The sequence below is a fragment of the Streptococcus vestibularis genome, assembly GCF_900636445.1.
Classification (GTDB): domain Bacteria; phylum Bacillota; class Bacilli; order Lactobacillales; family Streptococcaceae; genus Streptococcus; species Streptococcus vestibularis.
Map to the genome: position 1 here is coordinate 1080672 of NZ_LR134275.1, position 22098 is coordinate 1102769.

20 protein-coding genes and 1 pseudogene are annotated in these 22098 nt (G+C 39.9%); 2 read left to right on the forward strand and 19 right to left on the reverse strand.

What is annotated here, in order from left to right; all coding sequences use genetic code 11:
• Positions 1-23: 23 nt before the first annotated feature.
• The 16 genes from EL076_RS05535 to EL076_RS10565 form a co-directional block, all read right to left on the reverse strand.
• On the reverse strand, positions 24-1250 hold the full coding sequence (locus EL076_RS05535; protein WP_126429583.1) for a voltage-gated chloride channel family protein: 1227 nt from the start codon (positions 1248-1250) through the stop codon (positions 24-26).
• Positions 1251-1259: 9 nt separating this feature from the next.
• Positions 1260-1532: a chorismate mutase gene (locus tag EL076_RS05540; protein WP_126429585.1), complete on the reverse strand. Its 273-nt coding sequence runs from the start codon at positions 1530-1532 to the stop codon at positions 1260-1262.
• 73 nt (positions 1533-1605) lie between these two features.
• Positions 1606-3141, reverse strand: a complete 1536-nt coding sequence (locus EL076_RS05545; protein WP_126429587.1) for a ClC family H(+)/Cl(-) exchange transporter — start codon at positions 3139-3141, stop codon at positions 1606-1608.
• Positions 3142-3191: 50 nt separating this feature from the next.
• The gene (locus EL076_RS05550) at positions 3192-3635 is read right to left on the reverse strand and encodes a flavodoxin (protein ID WP_003092543.1); all 444 of its coding nucleotides are present in this window, start codon (positions 3633-3635) and stop codon (positions 3192-3194) included.
• Positions 3636-3720: 85 nt separating this feature from the next.
• Positions 3721-4092, reverse strand: coding sequence for a hypothetical protein (locus EL076_RS05555; protein WP_126429589.1), 372 nt, complete (start codon positions 4090-4092; stop codon positions 3721-3723).
• Positions 4093-4104: 12 nt separating this feature from the next.
• Positions 4105-4824 (reverse strand): matrixin family metalloprotease, encoded by a 720-nt coding sequence (locus EL076_RS05560; protein ID WP_126429591.1) that lies wholly within the window; start codon positions 4822-4824, stop codon positions 4105-4107.
• Positions 4825-4943: 119 nt separating this feature from the next.
• Positions 4944-5726: an alpha/beta hydrolase gene (locus tag EL076_RS05565; protein WP_048788245.1), complete on the reverse strand. Its 783-nt coding sequence runs from the start codon at positions 5724-5726 to the stop codon at positions 4944-4946.
• Positions 5727-5861: 135 nt separating this feature from the next.
• Positions 5862-7523 (reverse strand): ribonuclease J, encoded by a 1662-nt coding sequence (locus EL076_RS05570; RefSeq protein ID WP_003097001.1) that lies wholly within the window; start codon positions 7521-7523, stop codon positions 5862-5864.
• Positions 7524-7702: 179 nt separating this feature from the next.
• Complete coding sequence (locus EL076_RS05575) at positions 7703-8461, reverse strand: ABC transporter ATP-binding protein (protein ID WP_126429593.1); 759 nt, start codon at positions 8459-8461, stop codon at positions 7703-7705.
• The gene (locus tag EL076_RS05580; protein ID WP_003092696.1) at positions 8458-9327 is read right to left on the reverse strand and encodes an ABC transporter permease; all 870 of its coding nucleotides are present in this window, start codon (positions 9325-9327) and stop codon (positions 8458-8460) included. Before EL076_RS05580 ends, EL076_RS05575 begins: the two co-directional genes overlap by 4 nt.
• 11 nt (positions 9328-9338) lie before the next feature.
• Complete coding sequence (gene trpX, locus EL076_RS05585; protein WP_126429595.1) at positions 9339-10340, reverse strand: tryptophan ABC transporter substrate-binding protein; 1002 nt, start codon at positions 10338-10340, stop codon at positions 9339-9341.
• 135 nt (positions 10341-10475) lie between these two features.
• Positions 10476-10697 (reverse strand): DUF4649 family protein, encoded by a 222-nt coding sequence (locus EL076_RS05590; RefSeq protein ID WP_002890796.1) that lies wholly within the window; start codon positions 10695-10697, stop codon positions 10476-10478.
• Positions 10698-10880: 183 nt separating this feature from the next.
• Entirely contained in the window at positions 10881-11225 is a 345-nt protein-coding gene (locus tag EL076_RS10560) for an LPXTG cell wall anchor domain-containing protein (protein ID WP_365312916.1), read from the reverse strand.
• Complete coding sequence (locus tag EL076_RS05595; protein WP_232009621.1) at positions 11204-11986, reverse strand: cell surface protein; 783 nt, start codon at positions 11984-11986, stop codon at positions 11204-11206. The genes EL076_RS10560 and EL076_RS05595 overlap by 22 nt, the downstream gene beginning before the upstream one ends.
• A gap of 76 nt (positions 11987-12062) precedes the next feature.
• Entirely contained in the window at positions 12063-12479 is a 417-nt protein-coding gene (locus tag EL076_RS10090; RefSeq protein ID WP_197716133.1) for a hypothetical protein, read from the reverse strand.
• Positions 12463-12576, reverse strand: coding sequence for a YSIRK-type signal peptide-containing protein (locus EL076_RS10565; protein WP_082311353.1), 114 nt, complete (start codon positions 12574-12576; stop codon positions 12463-12465). The genes EL076_RS10090 and EL076_RS10565 overlap by 17 nt, the downstream gene beginning before the upstream one ends.
• A 771-nt stretch (positions 12577-13347) precedes the next feature.
• Here EL076_RS10565 and EL076_RS05610 point away from each other — a divergent pair.
• Together EL076_RS05610 and EL076_RS05615 are read left to right on the forward strand one after the other, a co-directional pair.
• A pseudogene (locus EL076_RS05610) lies at positions 13348-14596 on the forward strand (ISL3 family transposase).
• Between the two features lie 153 nt (positions 14597-14749).
• The gene (locus EL076_RS05615; protein ID WP_126429321.1) at positions 14750-15952 is read left to right on the forward strand and encodes an IS110 family RNA-guided transposase; all 1203 of its coding nucleotides are present in this window, start codon (positions 14750-14752) and stop codon (positions 15950-15952) included.
• Positions 15953-16160: 208 nt separating this feature from the next.
• Here the strand turns inward: EL076_RS05615 and pyk are convergent, their stop codons facing one another.
• The 3 genes from pyk to EL076_RS05630 all read right to left on the reverse strand — a co-directional run bounded on the left by pyk (position 16161) and on the right by EL076_RS05630 (position 21955).
• A complete protein-coding gene (gene pyk, locus EL076_RS05620; protein ID WP_126429597.1) occupies positions 16161-17663 on the reverse strand; it encodes a pyruvate kinase in 1503 nt (500 codons plus the stop codon).
• A gap of 69 nt (positions 17664-17732) precedes the next feature.
• Positions 17733-18752 (reverse strand): 6-phosphofructokinase, encoded by a 1020-nt coding sequence (pfkA, locus tag EL076_RS05625; RefSeq protein WP_126429600.1) that lies wholly within the window; start codon positions 18750-18752, stop codon positions 17733-17735.
• A gap of 92 nt (positions 18753-18844) precedes the next feature.
• Positions 18845-21955 (reverse strand): DNA polymerase III subunit alpha, encoded by a 3111-nt coding sequence (locus EL076_RS05630; RefSeq protein WP_126429602.1) that lies wholly within the window; start codon positions 21953-21955, stop codon positions 18845-18847.
• Between the last annotated feature and the right edge of the window lie 143 nt (positions 21956-22098).

The following is a 22098-nucleotide window of genomic DNA, read 5'->3' on the forward strand; positions in this document are numbered from 1 at the left end:
AAATTGTCAGGATGTCTAGTATCTTATTGCATTTCTAGCATTTTTTGTTGTCCATAAATGCTCGTCTTATGATTAATGAGATAAGCAAAAGCCATGACAATCACATAAGGAAGGATGTTAGCTGGTCCAAAGACCTCTACACCAATGAAAATCGGTGCTAAAAGGGTATTGGTACTGCTACCAAAGACTGACAAATAACCAAGACCTGCTACAAGTGGAATTGGAAGTCCTAGAACTGGTGCTAGAACAGCACCAAGACTTGCTCCGATAGCAAACAAAGGTGTTACTTCTCCTCCTTGGAAACCAAGAGATAAAGTAAAGACGGTCAAGAGCAATTTCAAGAGCCAATCAAATGAATAAATGGTCCCACCACCAACACTTAAAACAATCAAATTTGTCCCAAGTCCTGTATAGCGCCCCTTCCACAAAAGCAAAAGAAGACAGGTCAATACGACACTTCCTAAAAGAACACGATAGTAGGGATTAGGAAGAATACTAGCAACCTTTTTTTTAGCCATTGCCAATAGATAGGCAAAGAGATTACCTACTAAACCAAAGGTAAGACCCAAAAGAACTAATTTAACAAAAGTCTCAAGATCAATACTCAAACTGTCAGATACAAAGTGACTAAACTTTTCAAGTCCTAAAAAATGACTTGTTGTACTAGCTACAAAAGATGCGATAAGAGTTGGTGCTAGAATTGGTAGGCTTAACTGACCCAGAGTCAAGACCTCAATAGCGAAGAAAGTCGCAGCGATTGGTGTTTGGAAGAGCCCTCCAAAACCAGCTGCCATCCCCATGGTCAAGAAAATGCGTGAAGCATTAGGGATCTTAAAATAGCGACTAAAAGCATGGGAAACTGTGGCTCCGAGCTGAACAGCAACTCCTTCTCGACCTGCAGAGCCCCCAAAAAGATGGGTCAGCCACGTTGTCACTGTCACAAGTGGGATTAATCTTAAAGGTACCTGCTTCTCCTCATTGTGACCAACCTTGAAAATTAAGCCCATCCCTTGTGCTGCTTTGCCTGCAAACCTTTGGTATAGGTAAACAATCAAAAGCCCCGCTATAGGAAGCGCTGGGACTAGATAAATGAGATGATGGTCTCGATATTCTGAAAGCCCTATAAGAACACGACCAAAAATAGCATCAATTAGTCCAACTATCACTCCTAGAAAGACAGCATATAGACTCAAAATCACTAGATTGGAGTATGAGAGACCTTGACTCTCACTTAATTGTCTAACTTTCATTTTAGTAGCCTACTTTCCTTCAAGCTTCCCTGCTTGATAAGTACGAGAATGCTTCATAATATCCGAAAAACTAGCTACGATAACCTCTTGGTATTCCGGATTTGTGACACTCGCTGCTACTTTATCTAGCAAGGCCTGCTCACGCTCAGGATCATAAATCGCCTTTCCAGTGCGTTGCTTAAAAGCACTAACTCGAGTTACCAATTTCATACGTTCTTCCAACAAGGCAACAATCTCATTATCAACTGTGTCAATCTGTTGGCGGATCTCATTTAAGTCCATACTGACCTCCTTTTTTCTCTTCATTATAACAAAAATGACCTGAGGACAAAAGAGCCTCAAGCCATTGAATTGCTTATAAAAAGAGTTTTCTTACCTGACTGATATTACTTTCATTAACAACCAGATACAGGGTTGCTCCTGCTTTTAGACGTGTGTCTCCATGAACAACTTCAGACTGGTCTTGAAAAATCTGAGTGGAAATCAAAACCCCATCAGGTAAGGTTAAATCCTTAACCAATCGACCGGCTAGACTGTCTGTAACTGGTAAGTCAATCATCGTCGGTATTTTATCAACTTGCTTTGGTTCGTGAGCGATTAGATTGTGAAGCATGGCTTCATAGACAGGTTCTCCTCCCATGAAATCCATGACCAGATAGGCAATTAGGGTCACGACACCAATTGTCATTAACTGGTGAAGATCCCCTACCATCTCAGTCACCAAAATCATAGCAGTTAGCGGTGCCTTGGATACTGCACCGAAATAACCTGCCATGCCTAAGATGATGAAGATGGGGAACTTAGTCGAATCCAAGAAACCTAAATTTTCAAAAGCTGCAGCAAAAACGCTACCAGAAAGAGCACCGAGAGTCAAAATCGGAAGGAAAATACCACCAGGAAAACCTGACCCGAATGACAACATACTCCAAATAAAGCGAATAGCCAAATAGAGGATAGCCACAGTTAGAGCAGGATGTAAACCATTTAAGGCAAGAATCAATTCATTCCCACCACCTAAAAGATGTGGAAAATAGAGGCCTATAGGAATGATAAACAGAACTGCCAAAAGGCCATGAAAATGAGATGGCAAGTGGAAGATTTTTCCTAACCCTTGGTAGACCTTACCAATACGTAAGACAACCCACTCATAACCGTATCCAAGCACACCTAGAAAAATCCCCAAGACAATAAGAATCCAATAATCTTTCAAAGGAAATACGGGTAATTTTTCTGTCATAGCAAGGACTGGTACCTGGCCAAAGATGCGTAGGGAAACAGCATTGGCTACTAAAGATGCCGTTAAAGCTGTCACCCAAACATGACGAGAGAAATGATGATAGACTTCTTCGACGACAAATAGAAGACCTGCAATTGGGGCATTGAAGGCAGCCGATAACCCTGCTGCTGCTCCTGCAGCAATCAAGACGCGCTTCTCACGCGCAGAGAGCTTAAGTCCCTCGGCTAATCCCTTAGCAGTCATGGCACCTAGTTGAATACTAGGCCCCTCACGACCCAACATCAGTCCCATTGAAATCCCAAGAACACCTCCTAGGAACTTACGCCATAAAACTGACCACCAAGACGGATGTAAAAGCCCCATCAGTTCCCCTTCAACATGAGGAATCCCTGATCCCTTGATGTCTTTTTCCTGCTTAATGAGATAACCAATTAAAATAGCAAAGACCAAATTGACAAAGACAATTTCTAAAATAAGGACTGGATTGTGCAGGGCGTCTTGATAAATGGATACCGAGATTTGGGCCCCTTTAGCAATTAACCAACGAAAGAAGCTAACGACTGCACCTGCAGCCACACCGACTAAGAGCCCACGCCAAACGGACCAAAGGAGATGTTGAGATTGCGTCCTAAAATCTCTTTCTATTTCATTCATAAAAACTCCATTTTTAACTACAATAAAAGCAGACTTTACTCTGCTTTTTCTTATGCTAATGCTTCTGAAACTTTCTCAGCGAAAGCTTCGAGGTTTTCGATATCTTCATCTTCAGCAGAAAGGTCAACTTTGACACTATCCGCACCTTTAGTTGCACCAGTAAAGGTGAATTGTGTTTCAAATTCATCAACTGATTTACAGAAATAATCGTAGAAAGTATCTCCTGAACCTACAACACCGAAAATCTTGCCTGACAAATCAAGGTCAGCCAAATCTTCGTAAAAGTCAACGATTTCATCTGGCAACTCTCCATCACCATAAGTGTAAGTCGCTACAATACAGATGTCTGCATCTTCAAAATCAGCGGCATCAACCGTTGTACACTCGTCTACATCTACAGTGTGACCCAATTCTTCCAATTTTTTGGCAACGATATCTGCGATTTCTTCCGTGTTACCGGTCATACTGGCATAAACGATTTTTGCTAAAGCCATACTGTCCTCCAAAATAATAAATTAACTATATTATATCATATTTCTTCAGAAAATAAATGACCTAATAACTCAAAAAAACTGCCCATCAGGACAGTTTTAGATTTTGTAAGAGCTCAAACTGTCGATAGACTAGCCATAAGCCAAGACCAACTATCAGAATGAGAATCACTGCTCTCATGAGACCTCTCAGAAAAGTCAAGAGCCAAGTAAGAATCATAGAGGTGATTAGCCAACTCCATCCAGAAGCACCGTAAAGGGTTTGAATACTCTCTATGGAATGACTAGTCAGCATTTTTACCCAAGTGGGAATATAAATATAAATGCCATCACTTGATAAGCCCAAACGATTGGCAATCATGGTTCCTGTTGTTTGCAACCAAGTAAGGACCTCTGCATTGAAAAGAAAAAGGAAGGTTTGCATGGGGTAACGTCTAGCAAGGCGTTTCAAATAGCGCATGACAGCTCCTCCTTAATTAGCATAAAGAGCATGGACCGTATCAATATCCACCTGTTGAATCCCGTAATAAGATCCAGCTGATTGCATAACGGATGTCTTAGAGTCATCGTGATCTAAGCCGATGGCATGCCCCAATTCGTGCTCAGCCGTATTCACAATACGCTTGTGAGTATAACCAAAATCACTATTCAAGAGGAAATAACGATTCAACTTAACATCCACATGAGTGATACGATTTGTTAAAACATTAGTCTGACTGTCCGCTAGACCAGCTGCCTGTGAATTCGCATCGGAATAGTCAGTCGCAACAATGTCAGCTGTTGAAGCATCATCAGTTAAAGTAAAGATGAAAGCACCCGTGTTATTCCAGTCGGTGATAGCTTCCTTATAGGCAGCTACCAAGGTCTCATCCGTGGACTGAATATAGATACTGGCTGTATTTTGCGCCCATCTAGCTCCATTAGACTCAGGAATTGTATCTGTCGTCGATAGGTTTGAAACAACCTTTTTAACATCACTTGCATTGGTCCCACTAAAACCTAGCTCAACTTGTCGAAAGGCTTGATTAATGTTTGTAGCTAAGGTACTTGAAGAGTTATTAGCATAATAGATAAGTCCATAACCAACTATGGCTAAGACTAGGGCAAGTTTAAATATAGCCCAAATAAGATTCCAAATAAATTGTAAAAGAAGTTTGGGAATATAGAAGATTACTCTCAATAATTTTTTCAATACAGAGCCTCCTTTTCGAAACTTCCCCTAGTATATCATGCTCTAATAGTTCTAAAAAGTAAAAAATATCACTTTAAGCTTTTATCATCTCTTTGATAAGATGTTACATACTTGACCAATTAAGATAAACGTTCTTCTTTAATGTAATCAATAGGTAACCATTCTAAATAGGCTTCTAGTTGTTTTTCCCAATAATACCACTCATGTCTTCCATGGTCCGTGCGGTAGTCAATGTCCAAACCAAGAGCTTTCAAGTCAGCTACTGCTTTGTTTTGAGAGTCAAAAAGGAAATCCTCAAGACCACACCAGGCAAAGAATTTGGTTTTCTTGTCATGTTGCTTGGCTAGATTAACCAGTTTATGCTGCTCAATGTCTTTTCCTTCCAAATCGCCAAAGACACCTTGCCAGTATTCCTTAGACTCACTCGTCTCATCTGTAATCATCTCCGCTGATAATCCAAGGGCACCAGAGAAGGAACCTGCACAAGCAAAGTTATTTGTCGTTAAGGCTAGTTTGAAAGAACCATAGCCACCCATAGAAAGTCCAGCGATAAAGGTCTTTTCACGCTTCTTAGTCATACTAGGGAAGAAACGTTGCATAACTTGAGGAAGCTCCTTAGCAATGGCATCGTAATACTTAACCCCGTAGTTGGTATTTGTATACCAGCCATTTTCCGTGTTAGGCATAATAACGATGAGATTAGTCTTACGAAGGAGACGCTGAATATTGGTACGGAAGGCCCAAGAATTATGATTGCCCCCCATGCCATGAAGGAGATAGAGAACCGGAATATCCATATCACTTTCCCTTTCAGCAATCTGGTCGCGGTCTGGATAAATGACATCTACTTGACGGTACTGTCCTAGAACGTCTGATGAGTATTCAATTTGAAAAAAAGCCATTTGTATTTTCCTTTCTAAATGTCAGAAAAGCTGGGATACCCCAGCTTCTGCTTTAAGAAGAAAATCTTGTCGAGATTTACCTCTACTTCGATGAATGCAAGCGAGACGCTCACACTCTTAATGTAAAATCAATGATTAACGTACTTCCATGACTACTGGAAGAATCGCTGGGCGACGTTTAGTTTGGTCAAAGAGGAACTTAGCTACATCGTCTCGGACGGCACCTTTAAGTTCACCCCAATCAAAGCTGTCTCCTGCCAAGTAATTTTCAACGGTAGCATTGACAATGTCAGCAGCCTCACGGAGAATGTCACGGCTCTTCTTCACATAAACGAACCCACGTGTATTCACACGCGCTTTAGAGACAATCTTACGTTCCTTCTTGTTAACAGTGATAGCTACGATAAAGATACCATCTTCAGACAAGACCTTGCGGTCACGAAGGACGATATTACCCACATCACCGATGGCATTACCGTCAATCATAACATCACCGGCTGGAACAGCTCCTTCATGAAGGAAACCTTGATCCTCTGACAAGTGCATGATGTCACCGCGTTTAACGATATAAATGTTTTCTGGAAGAATACCAACTTCCAAGGCTAACTCTGCATGGGCTTGAAGGTCACGGTACTCACCTTGGACAGGGAAGAGATACTGTGGACGAAGGAGGTTAATCATCAATTGAAGTTCACGAGCATTGGCATGTCCAGATACACGAAGGCTCTGCGTAATCATCTTAACAGTTCCACCAGCCTTATAGATAGCGTTGTTAACACGTGCCACTACAGCTTCCTTAGCAATGCTTGGAGTTGTTACGATATAAACCAGATCTCCATCCTTAATTTGAACGTAACGGTGACGACCAACGGCCATCTTTTGGAGGCCATCGATTGGTTCACCCATACGACCATTTTCAAGGATAATCAACTCGTGGTCTTCAAACTTGTTCATGTCTTTTGGTTTGACAATAAGTTTTTCATGCTCCACAGTCAATTTTTTAAGACGGATGGCTGTACGGACAATATTTTCTACGTCAAAACCAGTAAGAACAACGCGACGTCCGTGATCAGCAGCTGAATCGAAGACTTGTTGAATACGTACCAAGTTTGAGGCAACTGCAGCAACAATAACACGTCCCTCTGCATCAGCAATAACTTGGTCAATCTCTTGGCCAACCTCTGCTTCAGAAGCTGTTTGTTCAGTACTTGTCGCATTTGCTGAGTCTGACAAGAGTGCCAAGACACCTTCTCGACCGATTTCAGCCAAGCGACTTAAATCAGTTTTGTAGTAAGGGCGAGCAGCCTGGTCAAACTTGAAATCACCAGTATAGACAATATTGCCTCGGTCCGTGCCAAGAACAATCCCCATTGATTCTGGGATAGAGTGAGTTGTCTTAAAGAATGAGACCACTGCATCTTCAAATTCAATTTCAGTTTCTGCGTCAATAACATGGAAGTTATTGAATTTCTTAACGCCAGCATTTTTTACAAAAAGCTTAGCCAACTCAATAGTAAGTGATGACCCAAAGACCGGTACTTTGACGTCTTGCAAGATATAAGGTAGGGCACCAATGGCATCAGCATGTCCGTGCGTCAAGAAAATCCCTTGGATACGATCTCTATTTTCAATCAAGTAATCTAAGTTAGGAATGACAAAGTCAACACCTAGTTGTTCATTTTCAGGATACTTTAGACCAGCATCCAAGATAAAGATAGAGTCGTTAATTTCAACAATATAGAGGTTCTTAGCATTTTCACGTACTCCACCTAGGGCAATAATTTTAATATCGCTCATGCTTGTTTTTCTCCTTTTTAGTTTGACTCTCTTCTAGAGCCTATTTTTACAGACGGTCCAAGAAGCTGAACGTTCGTGCGAACAGTCTCCTTGTCGATTTACAGGCCACAACAAAAAGTTGCATACTCTTTAAGTATACAACTTTTTAGCTTATTTTACAATTTAGAGTCAATCTGGGCCTACTCGAACATAGCATAGTAGTCTGTGATATCCAATTGATCCTTTTCTTCCTTGGTAAGATCTTTAATGATTTGTCCATCCTTCATAACGATAAGACGGTTCCCATATTTAAGAGCATCTTCCATGTGATGGGTAATCATCAAGGCTGTAAGATGGTCGCCCGTCACAAACTCATCAGTCAACTCCATAAGAGCCACACTTGTCTTAGGATCCAAGGCTGCGGTGTGCTCATCTAAGAGCAAGAGCTCAGGACGTTTAAGTGTTGCCATTAAAAGGCTAAGGGCTTGGCGCTGACCACCTGAAAGGAGACCTGCTGGTGTATCTAAGTGCTTTTCTAAACCATTACTGATACGTTCAATCAGACCTTGAAATTCCTCTGTGAAGAGATGAATTTGGCGTGATTTAAGGCCTCGTTTTTCGCCACGGTATTTGGCAATCAAGAGGTTTTCTGCAACGGTCATACGAGGAGCTGTCCCCATTTTAGGATCTTGGAAGACTCTTGAGAGGTACTTAGCACGCTTCTCAGCAGGGAGAGACGTAACATCCTCACCCATGATGAAAATCTGACCACTGGTCAACATGAGGGTCCCTGCAATGACGTTGAAGAGGGTTGATTTCCCGGCACCATTTCCACCAAGAATGGTAATAAAATCACCTTCTCTAATGGTAAGGTTGACATGGTCCAGGATGGTTTTTTCGGTGTTAAAACCGTTATTGACCTTAACAGTCGCATCTTTGAGTTCTACAATAGCTGTCATCGTGATAAGGTCACCCCCTTAAAGAATTTTCGGCGTAGGACAGGCGAGATCAAGCAAATGGCCAGAACAATCGCACTAAAGAGTTTGAGGTAGTTCGTGTTAAATCCAAGAGCGATAACTGCTGTCAAAAGGAACTGATAAAGGATTGAACCTACACAGATGGCAATCAGTCGTTCCAACAAGGTCAAGTTAGTCGTATACAAGACTTCACCAATGATAATGCTGGCAAGTCCGATGACGATAACCCCAATCCCTTTTGAAACGTCGGCATAACCGTCCTGTTGACTAATCAAGGCTCCTGAGAGGGCAATAATACCATTTGAGATAACAAGTCCCATCACTTCCATTGAATCCGTATTGATACCAAAAGATTTAGCCATGTCTCTATTATCACCTGTGGCAATATAGGCTTGCCCTAGGCGCGTGTTAAGAAAGGCAATCAAGGCAGTGATAACAATGGTTACAGCAATGAGACCGACGATTAAGAGGTTGTAGTCCTTGCTGAAAGGAAGTAAATCTTGAATAGTCTTAATATCAAGAAGTCCTAGGTTGGCCCTACCCATAATCATAAGCATGACTGAGTTAAGAGAAGTCATGACCAAAATCCCTGCCAAAATAGTAGGAATTTCTCCCTTAGTATAGAGGAGACCAGTCACAAGTCCAGCACCACAGCCGGCCAAAACAGCAACCAAGGTCGCCAAGATGGGGTTCCAACCAAAATTCATAAGGGTTACTGCTACTGCCCCACCAAGAGGAAAGGAACCTTCTGTTGTCAAATCAGGAAAATCCAAGATACGGAAAGTCATGTAAATACCAAGACCTAGGATTCCGTATAGAAGCCCCTGATAAATAGATGAAATAATCATATGTCCTCCTCTTATTTATCAGCTTTAACAGCGATGTCTGACTGTTTAAGCACATTTTCAGGGATGGTGATATTGAGGTCTTGAGCTACTTTGAGATTGAGGGTTGGTGTCCCATCATCAATCACATCAACTGGGACATCCTTAACTTTTTTACCTTTTAGAACCTTAACGGCACTGCGAGCTGTAGCCTTTCCGAGTTCATATTGGCTTTGAGCAACTGAAGCCAAACCGCCCTCTTTCACCATCGTATCAACCGTCGTATAAACTGGAATCTTAGCTTGGTTGGCTGAAGAGATTACTGTTGAGAAAGCTGATGCAATGGTATTATCCTGAGGTGTCCAGATGGCGTCAACCTTACCAGTCATGACTGACATGGTTGTGTTGATTTCATTGGTTGATGGTACGGCGTACTCGACCACATTCAGACCATCTTGTTCAGCATATTTTTTAAAGTTTTCAACCTGTGATTTGGAATTATCTTCACTTGAAGCGTAGAGAATACCAATCGTTTTGGCGTTGGGTGTCAGTGATTTGACCAATTCTACTGTCTGCTTAATCGGCACTTGGTTAGAGGTACCAGTGACATTACCTTCTGGATGCTTGAGATCCTTAACTAATTTTGCCCCAATAGGGTCCGAGATAGCCCCCATAATGACTGGAATATCCTTGGTAGCTGCCGCTAGCCCTTGTGCTGCTGGTGTGGCAATGCCGATAACGACATCGTTCTTGTCGTTGACCAATTGTTTAGACATGGTTTGAATCTTTGATTGATCCCCTTCAGCATTTAGGAGGGTAACTTGAACCTTGTTCCCTTTATAACCAGCTTCCTTAAGGCCATCCTCAATACCTTTCTCGATTTGATCCAGGGCATCATGAGTGACGAACTGAAGGATTCCTACTTTGACGACCTTATTGGTATTTTGGTGTTCTTTTTTGAACAGATCTGTACCAATGGAGCTGAGCGTCAAGATAGCTAAGAAAACCAAAGTCCAAATTAAACGCTTGTTTTTCATATCTGTCTCCTTATATAAATTCTTACTTTCTATTGTAAGTCATTTTCAGTCAATTAGCAATATTCTTAATTTATAAAAATTACCTTTCTCAAAGAAAAAGAATCAGAACACGATGTCTGATTCTTTTTCCTATTATTACTGATATTGTGCCAAGTCTAGCTTCATAATATAAAAGTAAAGGTCGCCATATTGTCCTTTGTAGCCAATATCATGTCCGTTTATAGTCACCTTAGTGACTGGCGTTGAATCCGGTAAGGCAATCCAACAAGCTTGCTGTGCTCTGACAAATTCATTGTAATCTTCAAAAGAAGTGTGTTTTTCTTGCTTTGCAGTATTTAAATAAGTTACTTCAATCATCGAGGGACCTCCTTCTTATCCTTTAATTAATGTCTAGATTACGCTTCTTAGAGAGTAAAGTCAATCATGACGACTTAAAAAACTAGCAGGCTAGACTATACAAATAGACCCCATGGCAAATGCTGTGAAATCTATATTGATTCGAATCAGAATTCTACTGCCCTAAACGACCGTTAAATCATTTTAACATTTGCGTCGTTTTCCAGTATAGAGTCCCATTCCTGCTATAAGACTTGACAAACTAACAAATGCAAGATTTGAATTCTCACTACCAGTTTCTGGAAGTTGAGCTGTCTTATCAGTTGGATTGATAAAGTATGCTTCTTCTTTTGTTTCTGGGAGAACTGGAGCCTTAGGCTCTTCTGTTTGTGGAGCTGGCTGTGGCACTGGTGTTGGAGTCACAGTCTGTTTGTAGATGTGCTGAGTATTACCATTTTCATCAACGTATGATGTCGTTACTTGTTCGTAGACATGTTCGATATCACAATTAAGTAATTTCTTGGTTTCTACGAAGCGATAACCTGGAATTTCAGCTTTTGCTTGTTCACCATCAACTGTAGGATTTCCCTACCACCCTTATCTACAAATGACGTAACTGGCAATACAGTAAGTGTGTAAGTCGCTGAAGCCTTAGTTTCGTTCACATCTTCATGAACCACTGTAACTGCTGGGACAGGTTCTGTAAATTCAGCTTCTGGTGTGAATGTTACTGTACCATCTGCTGCTACCGTGTAACTACCAAGACCTGAAACAGTCTTGGTAGTGGTGCTATCTTCAAATGTAACTGGAACGGCATCATTTATTGATACACGGATGTCACCTTCAGTAAAGATTGGCTTGCCTGTTTGAGTTGCACTCTTCTTACCAATTGAAGTAACTGTTGTGACAGTTTGTGTGTACTTATCAGTTGCAGTCTTAAGAGCATTATCTGACACTCTACCATCTTTATCACGACCAACTGAAGTCGTAAGAGAAACTGTTACACCCTTGGCAGTTCCAGTAAATCCTGGGTCTGATACAAAGGTAACCTTTCCAGTCAGCTCATCTAAATAGTAGATTCCTTCTACAGTCGAAACAGGATCATTGATTACATTTCCAGTTGTTGGATCGACAAACTTGGACATATAATCAAAATCAAGTGTGATTTTAACTTTCTCACCATTATTATTTGTTCCTTCAATAGCTAATTCTGGAGTACCAGTTTGACTAACTCCTTGAACATCCATAGATGTCTTGTCTTCCCTCTCAAGTTCCTTCGGAGTAACAGTTGGAATATATAGACCATCCATGCTATCCCAAACTTCATTTATAGAAGGAAGTACTTCTTTGTCTTTAGAAACTCAATCAGTTGTATAGCCGTTGTTATCAGTAATCTGATTCAGTATTCATTATGGCTGCCTCAGTTGCCTCTAATTCATTACTTGCAGAAAGAGCTGAAGTATTTGTCAAACCGTTAGCAACTACCAAATTCTCTAATGAGGCTTGAGCTGTAGAAGATGATTCATGATTCTTGGCTTCTGATGTTTGACTTGATAAATCCATCGATTTAGCAGTTCCACTACCGTTATCTGTAGATTGAAAAGGTTCAGTTTTAGCACTTGCTTGGCTATCTGTAACTGAGGGTGCAGTTTCACTTGTTGCTTCGTTCGCAATCATTAATGCCAATGTACTATATAGTTGTGCATCTTGACTAATAGGTGTAGCGGCACTTGCTACACCAGCTGTTTGAACTTCTGTAGTTAACTCATCTGCTAAAACTTTGTTATCAATACCAAGTTCCAAGTAAGACAGAGTACACGCCTACATTGAGTTTACGAATTGAAAATCGACTTAAACAATTATTTAATAAATCTTTACCCACTTTGGTAATCCTCCACACTTAACATTTAAGTATCCTACCCCTCAATGAGATTAAAAGTATTTTAAAATATTAATCGTTTAACATTCTAACACGATCAGTAAAGATAATTTATTTTTTGTATAAATATAACTTTATCCAAGTCTATATAAAATATATGCATATGTTTACCAGTATTTAAAATTGTCCAAAAAAAATAATTTTAAAGTTTCATTATTTCGAAGAAAGCAATTACATTAATTAACCTTAGAAAAATGAATTCAAGGGAAATGTTTAAATTTCTAAATCCTAATCATTATAGTCAACTTCATAAAACGTCTCTTTAGTGTCTTTTTGAAAGTTTCTAGGAGCTTTAACAAATTTCGTATACACTCTTAAAATAAATGTAGCTAAAACAATATATTTCTAGGCAAATTATCTTAAGCAATTCAATTTAGCTAGCTACTTAAAATAGGAGTGTAAAGTCTATACTATTACAGCTATACCTGAATCTTCTAGGATTTTACAATCAAAATAAAAGCTAAGATTCAACGAAAAATCATGTAATTTATCATAATACTCATTTATAACCAACTCAGCCATTTTATATCCCCCCATTAATCCACTTCCTCAAAGATAATCTATATAGCATATTCCACTAGATAAATTTTATAGTTAAATAAAATATAAAAGGCTCTATAATTTCTGTAGTGGGTAAAACCACTGTAGAGATTATAGAGCTTTTTAAGTGTACACAAAAAGTCCCATAAGAACTATAATGAAAAGCAACCAAACCATCATTAGGAAGAACTTATGAGACTTATTAAGAACACCACAGAATTAATCGGAATTAAAGACCCTAACATCATTATTTCTCTTGTTTTTGAAACGGATACTCATATCGAGATTCAAGCAAAACTGGATTATCCTGCACCACCATGCCCTCATTGCCAAGGAAAGATGATTAAATATGACTTTCAAAGACCTTCTAAAATCCCTCTTCTCGAGCAAGCGGGAATACCGACACTGCTACGTCTGAAGAAACGTCGGTTTCAGTGTAAAAGTTGTAGGAGAACACGGTGGCTAAGACATCAATCGTTGAGAAAAACTGCCAAATCTCTAATCTGGTCCGACAAAAGGTTACACAACTCCTAACTGAGAAGGTGTCACTAACGGATATTGCCAGAAGACTTCGTGTATCGACATCCACTGTCTATCGTAAGCTTGATCAGTTTTCTTTCAAGGAACATTTTGATAAACTCCCAGCTGTTATGTCCTGGGATGAGTTTGGGTTCAAGAAAGGGGAATTAGCTTTTGTGGCACAAAACTATGAGACAAACAAACTCATAACTATCCTTGATAATCGCCGTCAAACCACTATACGAAACTACTTTTTGAAGTATCCATTGAAAGCTCGACAAAAGGTGCAGTTTATCACGATGGATATGTCTGGGGCTTATATTCCACTAGCCAAAAAACTTTTCCCAAACGCTAAAATCGTTCTTGATCGTTTCCACATCATCCAGCACCTTGGTCGAGCCTTTTTAAAGACAAGAATTGCCATTATGAACCAGTTTGATAAGAAGTCACTACCCTATCGAGCCTTGAAAAATCATTGGCGACTTTTCCAAAAGGACAGCCGTAAACTATCTCTCAACTCTTTTTATTCAAAGACTTTCCGCCAAACTTTAGCACCACATGAAGTTGTTGAGAAGACATTGAATTTCTCAGAGGAACTCGCTAATTATTATAACCTCTATCAGCTTTTGCTTTTTCACTTTCAGGAGAAGAGAGTAGATGAATTCTTTGAGCTGATAGAGGAAAATAGAAGCAAAGTCAATCACTATTTTCAAACGGTCTTTAGAACTTTTCTTAGACACAAACAATACATCCAAAATGCACTAGAAACAGACTATTCAAACGCAAAACTGGAAGCTACCAACAAGTTGATTAAAGACATCAAACGGTTGGGCTTCGGTTTTAGAAACTTCATCAACTTTAAGAAACGTGTCTTCATCACTCTGAACATAAAAAAAGAGAAGACCTATCAGGTCCTCTCTAGATGTTAGCTTTTCGTCACCCACTACAGTTGACAAACTGGCAAGACACCTTGTTTTAGGTGGAGTTTGATCAAAGTATGTAGGACGCTAAACGTCGCGTATTGAAAATAAAATCACTAAAACATGGAATTATTCAAGACAAAAGAGGTAATGTCATGCGTGCAGTATTTGGAATTGATGTCAGTAAAACAAGTTCTGAGGTGGCCATTTTAGTCAATGGTGAGAAGGTTCATGGCTACACCATACTCAATGATACCATTGGATTCAATCGCCTGTTGGGCGACTTGAAAACTGTTCATAACCCTGAGATTATATTTGAGGCTACAGGCGTCTATTCTCGACGTCTTCAAGCCTTTCTTGAGGAATATAGTTACGCTTACACACGGCTAAATCCACTGGAAGCTAAGAAGCAATTGGACAGTCTGCGAGTTCGTAAAACAGATAAAATTGACGCTGAAAAGCTGGCTAAATCTCAGCTTGTGCACAATCGTAAACCAACTTACGTGCAGGAAGAAGTTTATCAACACCTGCGTGATTTAAGCCGTTTCTATCAAAATATGACAGAAGATCTTGTTCGAACTAAAAACCGTCTGCACAAGGTCCTACAAGTCACATTTCCTGAATTGGAAAATCTATTATCCACACCTACTGGAGAGCAATATTGGAACTTAGTGATGGCTTTTCCATGCAAAGAGTTTGTATTAAGCCTATCTCAAAGTAACTTGTGTGAGATTATCCGTCAATCTACCTCCAAACGCATCTCTGAAAAGCGTATTGCTTACCTAACTGATAAACTTATAAAACTCGCTAAACAATCTTTTTGTGCGGTCAAGAAAACCTCTCCAATGCTTGAAGAGGTTCGTTACTATGCTCAAGAGTTGCTTCGTCTTTCTGAACGCAGACAAGTTGTCTTAAACGACATGGTAGCTCTAGCTCAGCCTTTACCAGAGTATGACATCTTACGGTCAATTCCTGGCATCGCAGAAGCCACAGCGACATCTATCATTGGCGAATTGGGAGATATTCGTCGCTTTCAGTCTACCAATCAAATCAACGCTTTTATTGGCATTGACCTGAGACACTATGAATCTGGGAACTTTCTCGCCAAGGAACACATCACTAAACGAGGGAATCCCTATGCCAGAAAAATCTTGTTCAAGTGCATTCACAACATCGCTTCAGCTAGTCATACCAATCCCTGCCATATCGCTGACTTTTATGAGAAACGAAAAAGACAATCGACAATAGCTTCAACTAAGCCACATACGATTGCCTCTATACATCGTCTCATTCGAACAATGTATTACCTCATTACGCATAACAAACTTTACGATTACTCTTTGACCCAAAATCGATAAGGCTGTCTATACCGTATTATTGTAACACCTTGTTTCAAAAAATACCAGATGAGGTGTTTTTTTAGCATGCCCATTTATAGATCAAAAAGTGTTAAAAATAAGACAGTAACCTCAGAATAGATACTGTCTTATCTCTTTTTTTACTTAAAGCCTTGATAGACTTGACAAATGGTAGAAAAGAGCCCTTTATATTTAAGTATAACTTAAATTATTTTACTGTGCGGATACGCATAGTGTTTGTACCACCTGTACCTACTGGAACACCAGCAACGATAACAATGTTATCACCAGATTCTACAAGACCTGATTCCAATGCAACTTTTTCAGCAACATCAAACATATCATCAGTTGAGCTTGGTTTTTCAGTAACTACTGGAATAACACCCCAGTTAAGCATCAATGATTTTTGAGTAATTTCATCGAATGTTACAGCCAAGATATCAGCTTCTGGACGGTATTTAGAAATCAAACGAGCAGTGTTACCTGATTCAGTAAGCGCAACAACAAGTTTGATATCCATTGAGTTAGTAGCATCTTTAACTGCAGACGCAACTACTTCAGTCTTAGTTGAACGGTCAAATGTTGATGAATCAAGACGTCCATACTCTTTAAGAAGAGTTTGAGCGTTTTTATCAATTGTAGCCATTGTACGAACTGATTCAACTGGGTATTTACCATTTGCAGACTCACCAGAAAGCATTGTAGCATCTGTACCATCGATAACTGCGTTGAATACGTCAGATACTTCAGAACGAGTTGCACGTGGTTTTTCTGTCATTGTTTCAAGCATGTTAGTAGCTGTAACAACAACTTTACCAGCAGCGTTTACTTTAGTGATGATCATTTTTTGGTAAACTGGAACCATTTCAAATGGAACTTCGATACCCATGTCACCACGTGCAATCATGATACCATCAGCAGCTTCGATGATTGAATCAATGTTTTCAATACCTTGTTGGTTTTCGATTTTAGCCAACAATTTAACATGTCCATTACCAGTTTCTTCACAGATAGCACGAACTTCTTGTACGTCTTTTGCAGTACGCACAAATGAGATAGCGATAAAGTTAAGACCTTGTTCAAGACCGAAACGAATATCGTCATTATCTCTTTCAGCAAGTGCTGGGAATGGGATTTTAGTGTTAGGAATGTTTACACCTTTTTGTTTAGCGATGATACCATCATTTTCAACTTCAACGATGAATTCACGTTTTTCAGCATCTTTGTCTACAACACGAAGACCAAGTTTACCATCATCGACAAGAACTTGTTTACCAACTTCTACATCGTCAAAAACGTCAAGTGCGCCTGCAACGTTCAAAGCGATAACGTCGCGAGTTGATTTGATACCTTGTTTAGTAGCAACACGAATTTGTTCACCAGTTTTGTATGCATACTCTTTAGCATCACCTTCGAACAATTCTGTACGGATTTCAGGTCCTTTTGTATCAAGAAGGAAACCTACTTTTTGACCAGCAAGGTCTTCTGCCATACGAACGACATCCATACGTTCACCTTGTTCAGCGTGGTCACCATGTGAGAAGTTGAAACGGAAAACGTTGGCACCTTCCTTGATCAATTGAGCAATGTTTTTAGCAGATGCTTCACGGTCAAGTTTTTCACCCCAGTAACCATCTTCACCAAATTTTTTACCGCCACGGATTTCAACCGCAGGACCAAGTGTTGCAACGATTTTTACACGTTTATTCATGATAAATAAATCTCCCTTATATTTTTTGTCGCCTTAGCGACGGATTAACAATAATTTAAGTAACTGAGATTAGTTCAAGTTAGACAATGAACGGTTAAGGTCTGCAAAGTCAAGACGAGCTTTGTGTGGATTGTTAACGATAATTTTACCGTCTTCAGTAAGACTGAACAAAGCGCCTTCTTCTGCCGTACCAAGGATTGGGCTCTCAACAAGCTCTTCATTGTGGATACCAACAGCTACACCACCAATACCTTGTTTAAGGAGGTCAACCGCATGCGCACCCATCCATGAAGCAAGAACACGGTCACGCGCAGTTGGTGTACCACCACGAACCACGTGTCCAATGTTTGTTGCACGAAGATCTGAAGTGTCTCCAGCCTCTTTCATTTTAGTTGCAAATTCTTCTGCACCCATAACACCTTCAGCAAGTACGATTACATGGTGAGTTTTAGCACCTGATTCGTAACCTTCTTTAACTTTACGAACAACTTCATTGATGTCGTACTCTTCTTCAGGTACAATAATTTGATCTGCACCAGAAGCAATACCAGCCCAAAGAGCGATATCACCAGCGTTACGTCCCATTACCTCAACGACAAAAGTACGTCCATGACTGAAAGCAGTATCTTGGATTTTATCCAAGGCTTCTGTTGCAGTTGCAACAGCTGTATCAAATCCAATTGTATAGTCTGTACCAACAATATCGTTATCGATAGTTCCTGGAAGACCAACTGCTGGGAAACCATGTTCAGTCAAACGCATAGCACCATGGTAAGAACCATCTCCACCAATAACTACTACACCTTCGATTCCATGTTTTTTAAGTTGCTCAATACCTTTAAGTTGACCCTCAAGTTGGGCAAACTCAGGATAGCGAGCAGACTGAAGGAAAGTACCACCACGGCTGAGGATGTTGTCTACGCCTTTGGCATCAAGTTGGAAGATATCTCCTTCAACCATACCAGCGTATCCACGGTTAATGCCGAATACTTCAATTCCTTCAGAAATTGCTTTGAGAACAACTGCACGAGCGGCAGCGTTCATACCAGGGGCATCTCCACCACTAGTCAAAACAGCAATACGTTTCATTATTCCTGATACTCCTTTTATATATTTAACATTTTCATTATAACACAAAGAATTCTAAATGGCTTTAAATTTGAAAAGTTTTATCGTTTTTTTTAACGTAAAACCGTTTTCAACACTAAGGGTGCTAATTCCCTACTGAGTTCTTCGTTCTTAGACACTTTATATCGTTGACTAACTATCGTTTCCTTGCTTCCCTGATAACGAATAACCACAGGAATATGTCCAGGATGCTTGGCTAAAATTTGAGAAACTTCTAAATCTTTATTATGATTCTCTAGTAAAATCCAAAAACGCTCAGTACTAGCCTCCTCTATATTTGACAAAATTAATTGAAGACGTCCGTCGCGCTCCTGAGTTCGTCCCTCTAGATAAAAGAGACCACCTTCTTTTAACTTATCTTTATGATAGAAATAAGTTTCTGGAAAAAGAGTGACATCCAGTTTATTTACCCCATCAAAAACGCTTAGAAAAGCCATCTGGTCTCCCTTTTTCGTTCTGATAATGCGAACTGATTCAAGCTGAACCAAAACTGTAGCCTTACTGTTCAAAGCCAACTCAGAAATTGGTTGGTAGGGCCGTGATGTCATTTTTTGAGCTAAATGTAATGGATGTGTACTAAGCCCAACGCCTAGTAAATCCTGCTCTATACTGTAGCGTTCTGTCTGACTATAGTCTTCATACTCCACCCAAGAATAAGAGGACTCTGCAAACAAACTTCCTAACTCGTTCACAAAAGTAAAGAGGTTGCTTAAATTACCAATGATTTTCTGACGATTTGGTTCAAAGATATCAAACAAACCAATTTGGATGAGAGGAGTCAGAATATCGACTTTCTGATATTTGCTAGGAATACGTGTCAAAAAGTCTTCTATAGAAATGTATTTGCCATTTTGTTTGCGTTCCTCAATAATCCAAAGGGCAAAATCTCTTGGCAAGCCTTTTATTGTCTTAAGTCCCAAAACAATCTTTCCATCTGAAATCTTGTCCAGATAGGGAATCCTATTAATATCGAGGCTAGCTAGGGAGAAGCCATTTTCAATGGCATCCTTAATGTAATCACTTGACGAATAATTTAACATGACGTCATAGAATATCTGAGGATAATGCGTTTTAAAATAAGCTAATTGGAAGGCTAGGGCTGAATAAGCATAGGCATGACTTCTATTAAAACCATAACCTGCAAATTTAGCCATCATACTAAAGAGACGTTTAGCAATCTGAGGGTCACGTCCCAATTGACGACTTCCTTCCATGAACTCTTCAGACATCTTAGACATTTCATTGGCATCTTTTTTAGACATCGCTCGACGAAGCAAATCGGCTTTTCCGAGTGTAAAGCCTGCAAATACTTGGGCAATCTGCATAACCTGCTCCTGATAAAGCATGATGCCATAGGTAGGTTCAAGAATTGGAGCAACCACTGGGTCAATGAGATCAACTTTCTCCTTACCAGATTTACGAGCGATAAAATTATCTGTATAATCGCTAGCTCCTGGACGGTTAAGAGAGGTAGTCGCTACTACTTCTTCAAACTTAGTAGGTTTAATCCGTTTAAGGAGATTTATAGCACCTGCCTGCTCGAACTGAAAAATCCCCTTTGTCTTACCACTGGCAAAGAGCGCTAGGGTTTGTGAATCTTCCAAGTCAATGGATTTGATATCAATAGCGATTCCTTGTTCTTCTTCAAGCTTCTCCCTCATTTTTTGAACAAAGGTCAAATTTCGAAGCCCCAAGAAATCCATCTTAAGCAAACCATTGTCCTCGACTGCGGAGGCATCGTACTGTGTAACCATCATGTCCTCACCTGCCTTAAGAGGAATATGGTTGGTCAGGTCATCATCGCTCATCACGATACCTGCAGCATGTATAGAGGTTTGTCTTGGCTGGCCTTCAATAGCCTTAGCAATTTCAAAAGCCCTCTGAAATTCCTGTCTCTGATTAATCAACTGTCTAAATGACATATTCTTCTCATAGACAGAAGTCAGATTGTCACGAAAAGAAATCTTTTTACTTAGTTGGGACAGTTCAAATTCTTTAGCACCAAAACGTTTAAAAACATCTCGAATAGCCTGCTTAGCTCCAAAGGTTGAAAAAGTAACAATCTGAGCAGAGTGTTTACTACCATAACGGTCCCTAACATAATGAAGAAACTCGCTTCGATAGATATCGGGCAAGTCAATATCAATATCAGGCATGCTATAACGCTCTTCATTTAGGAAACGCTCGAAAAGCAAGTCATTTTTAACGGGATCAATTCCAGTAATATCAAGGACATAGGCCACTAAGCTTCCTGCAGCAGAGCCACGCCCCATTCCCATATAATAACCACGGCTACGCCCAAAGCGTAATAAGTCCCAGACAATCAAGAAATAATCATCAAATCCCATCTGATGAATGATAGATAATTCTTTGTCTAAACGTTCCTGATAAACTGGTTCTCTTAACGCTTTACTATCCAATCCAGATTGAGCTAATTGACGTAATTGGTCAACTGCTGGCATATCACGATTAAAACGAGGAAGCTTGAGATTTGTATCAAATTGATAAGAGACATCTGAAACAAGTTGCTCCAAATTGTTCAAAGCCTCTGGAATATCACTATATGCACTTTCCATTTCTTGAGGCGAGAAAAGAAGCTGATTCATAGGGCAGATGGAGACCTCAGACAAGGACACATTTTGTGAGATGGCATGTAACGTCTGGATAGTCGAGCGATCTGCATTTTCAAAATAACGCACTGTATGTAAAGGAACCACAGGATAATCGAACTCTTTACCAGCATCTTCTGGCCTTACCCCAATAAAAACCTCTGAACCAAGAGTCATCCCTGGCTCCCAGTCCTCACTTGGAATAATTAGGGCGATGTCATTCAGATAGTCTGAAAAAGGCGTAAACTCCCGCTGCCCTGAGGAGAGCTCTGTCGCCAACTTCATCAAATTTTTATAGCCTTGATTATTTTTAGCTAATAGGCGAAAGGGAATTTTTCTCCCATCATAGAATAAATTAGCTTCTATTCCAATCAAGGGACGTAAACCATTTCTGATTGCAAGCTGGGCAAAATGATAGGCAGCATAGAGATTATCACGATCCATCAAACCTATACTTTGATAACCAAGCTCTTTGGCACGTTTTACATAGGTGTTTAAATCTACAACGCTGTCCATGAAACTATATACTGATTTTGTATCCAATTGTGCAAACATGAGGGCCTCCTTTCAAAATTATTTTTTGTCAAATAATAATTTAGTTTTCTAGAAAAAATCAAAGAAACCTATTCAAATAGTATTATATCACAAGTTTTTAAGAATATTAAAAGCAGAACCAGAGGTCCTGCTTTCTTGAAGAC

Bases quoted from the DNA above. Each gene is read 5' to 3' on its own strand.
- EL076_RS05535 (WP_126429583.1), bottom strand. From the start codon at position 1,250: ATGAAAGTTAGACAATTAAGTGAGAGTCAAGGTCTCTCATACTCCAAT.
- EL076_RS05540 (WP_126429585.1), bottom strand. From the start codon at position 1,532: ATGGACTTAAATGAGATCCGCCAACAGATTGACACAGTTGATAATGAG.
- EL076_RS05545 (WP_126429587.1), bottom strand. From the start codon at position 3,141: ATGAATGAAATAGAAAGAGATTTTAGGACGCAATCTCAACATCTCCTT.
- EL076_RS05550 (WP_003092543.1), bottom strand. From the start codon at position 3,635: ATGGCTTTAGCAAAAATCGTTTATGCCAGTATGACCGGTAACACGGAA.
- EL076_RS05555 (WP_126429589.1), bottom strand. From the start codon at position 4,092: ATGCGCTATTTGAAACGCCTTGCTAGACGTTACCCCATGCAAACCTTC.
- EL076_RS05565 (WP_048788245.1), bottom strand. From the start codon at position 5,726: ATGGCTTTTTTTCAAATTGAATACTCATCAGACGTTCTAGGACAGTAC.
- EL076_RS05570 (WP_003097001.1), bottom strand. From the start codon at position 7,523: ATGAGCGATATTAAAATTATTGCCCTAGGTGGAGTACGTGAAAATGCT.
- EL076_RS05575 (WP_126429593.1), bottom strand. From the start codon at position 8,461: ATGACAGCTATTGTAGAACTCAAAGATGCGACTGTTAAGGTCAATAAC.
- EL076_RS05580 (WP_003092696.1), bottom strand. From the start codon at position 9,327: ATGATTATTTCATCTATTTATCAGGGGCTTCTATACGGAATCCTAGGT.
- trpX (WP_126429595.1), bottom strand. From the start codon at position 10,340: ATGAAAAACAAGCGTTTAATTTGGACTTTGGTTTTCTTAGCTATCTTG.
- EL076_RS05590 (WP_002890796.1), bottom strand. From the start codon at position 10,697: ATGATTGAAGTAACTTATTTAAATACTGCAAAGCAAGAAAAACACACT.
- EL076_RS05595 (WP_232009621.1), bottom strand. From the start codon at position 11,986: ATGGATGGTCTATATATTCCAACTGTTACTCCGAAGGAACTTGAGAGG.
- EL076_RS05615 (WP_126429321.1), top strand. From the start codon at position 14,750: ATGCGTGCAGTATTTGGAATTGATGTCAGTAAAACAAGTTCTGAGGTG.
- pyk (WP_126429597.1), bottom strand. From the start codon at position 17,663: ATGAATAAACGTGTAAAAATCGTTGCAACACTTGGTCCTGCGGTTGAA.
- pfkA (WP_126429600.1), bottom strand. From the start codon at position 18,752: ATGAAACGTATTGCTGTTTTGACTAGTGGTGGAGATGCCCCTGGTATG.
- EL076_RS05630 (WP_126429602.1), bottom strand. From the start codon at position 21,955: ATGTTTGCACAATTGGATACAAAATCAGTATATAGTTTCATGGACAGC.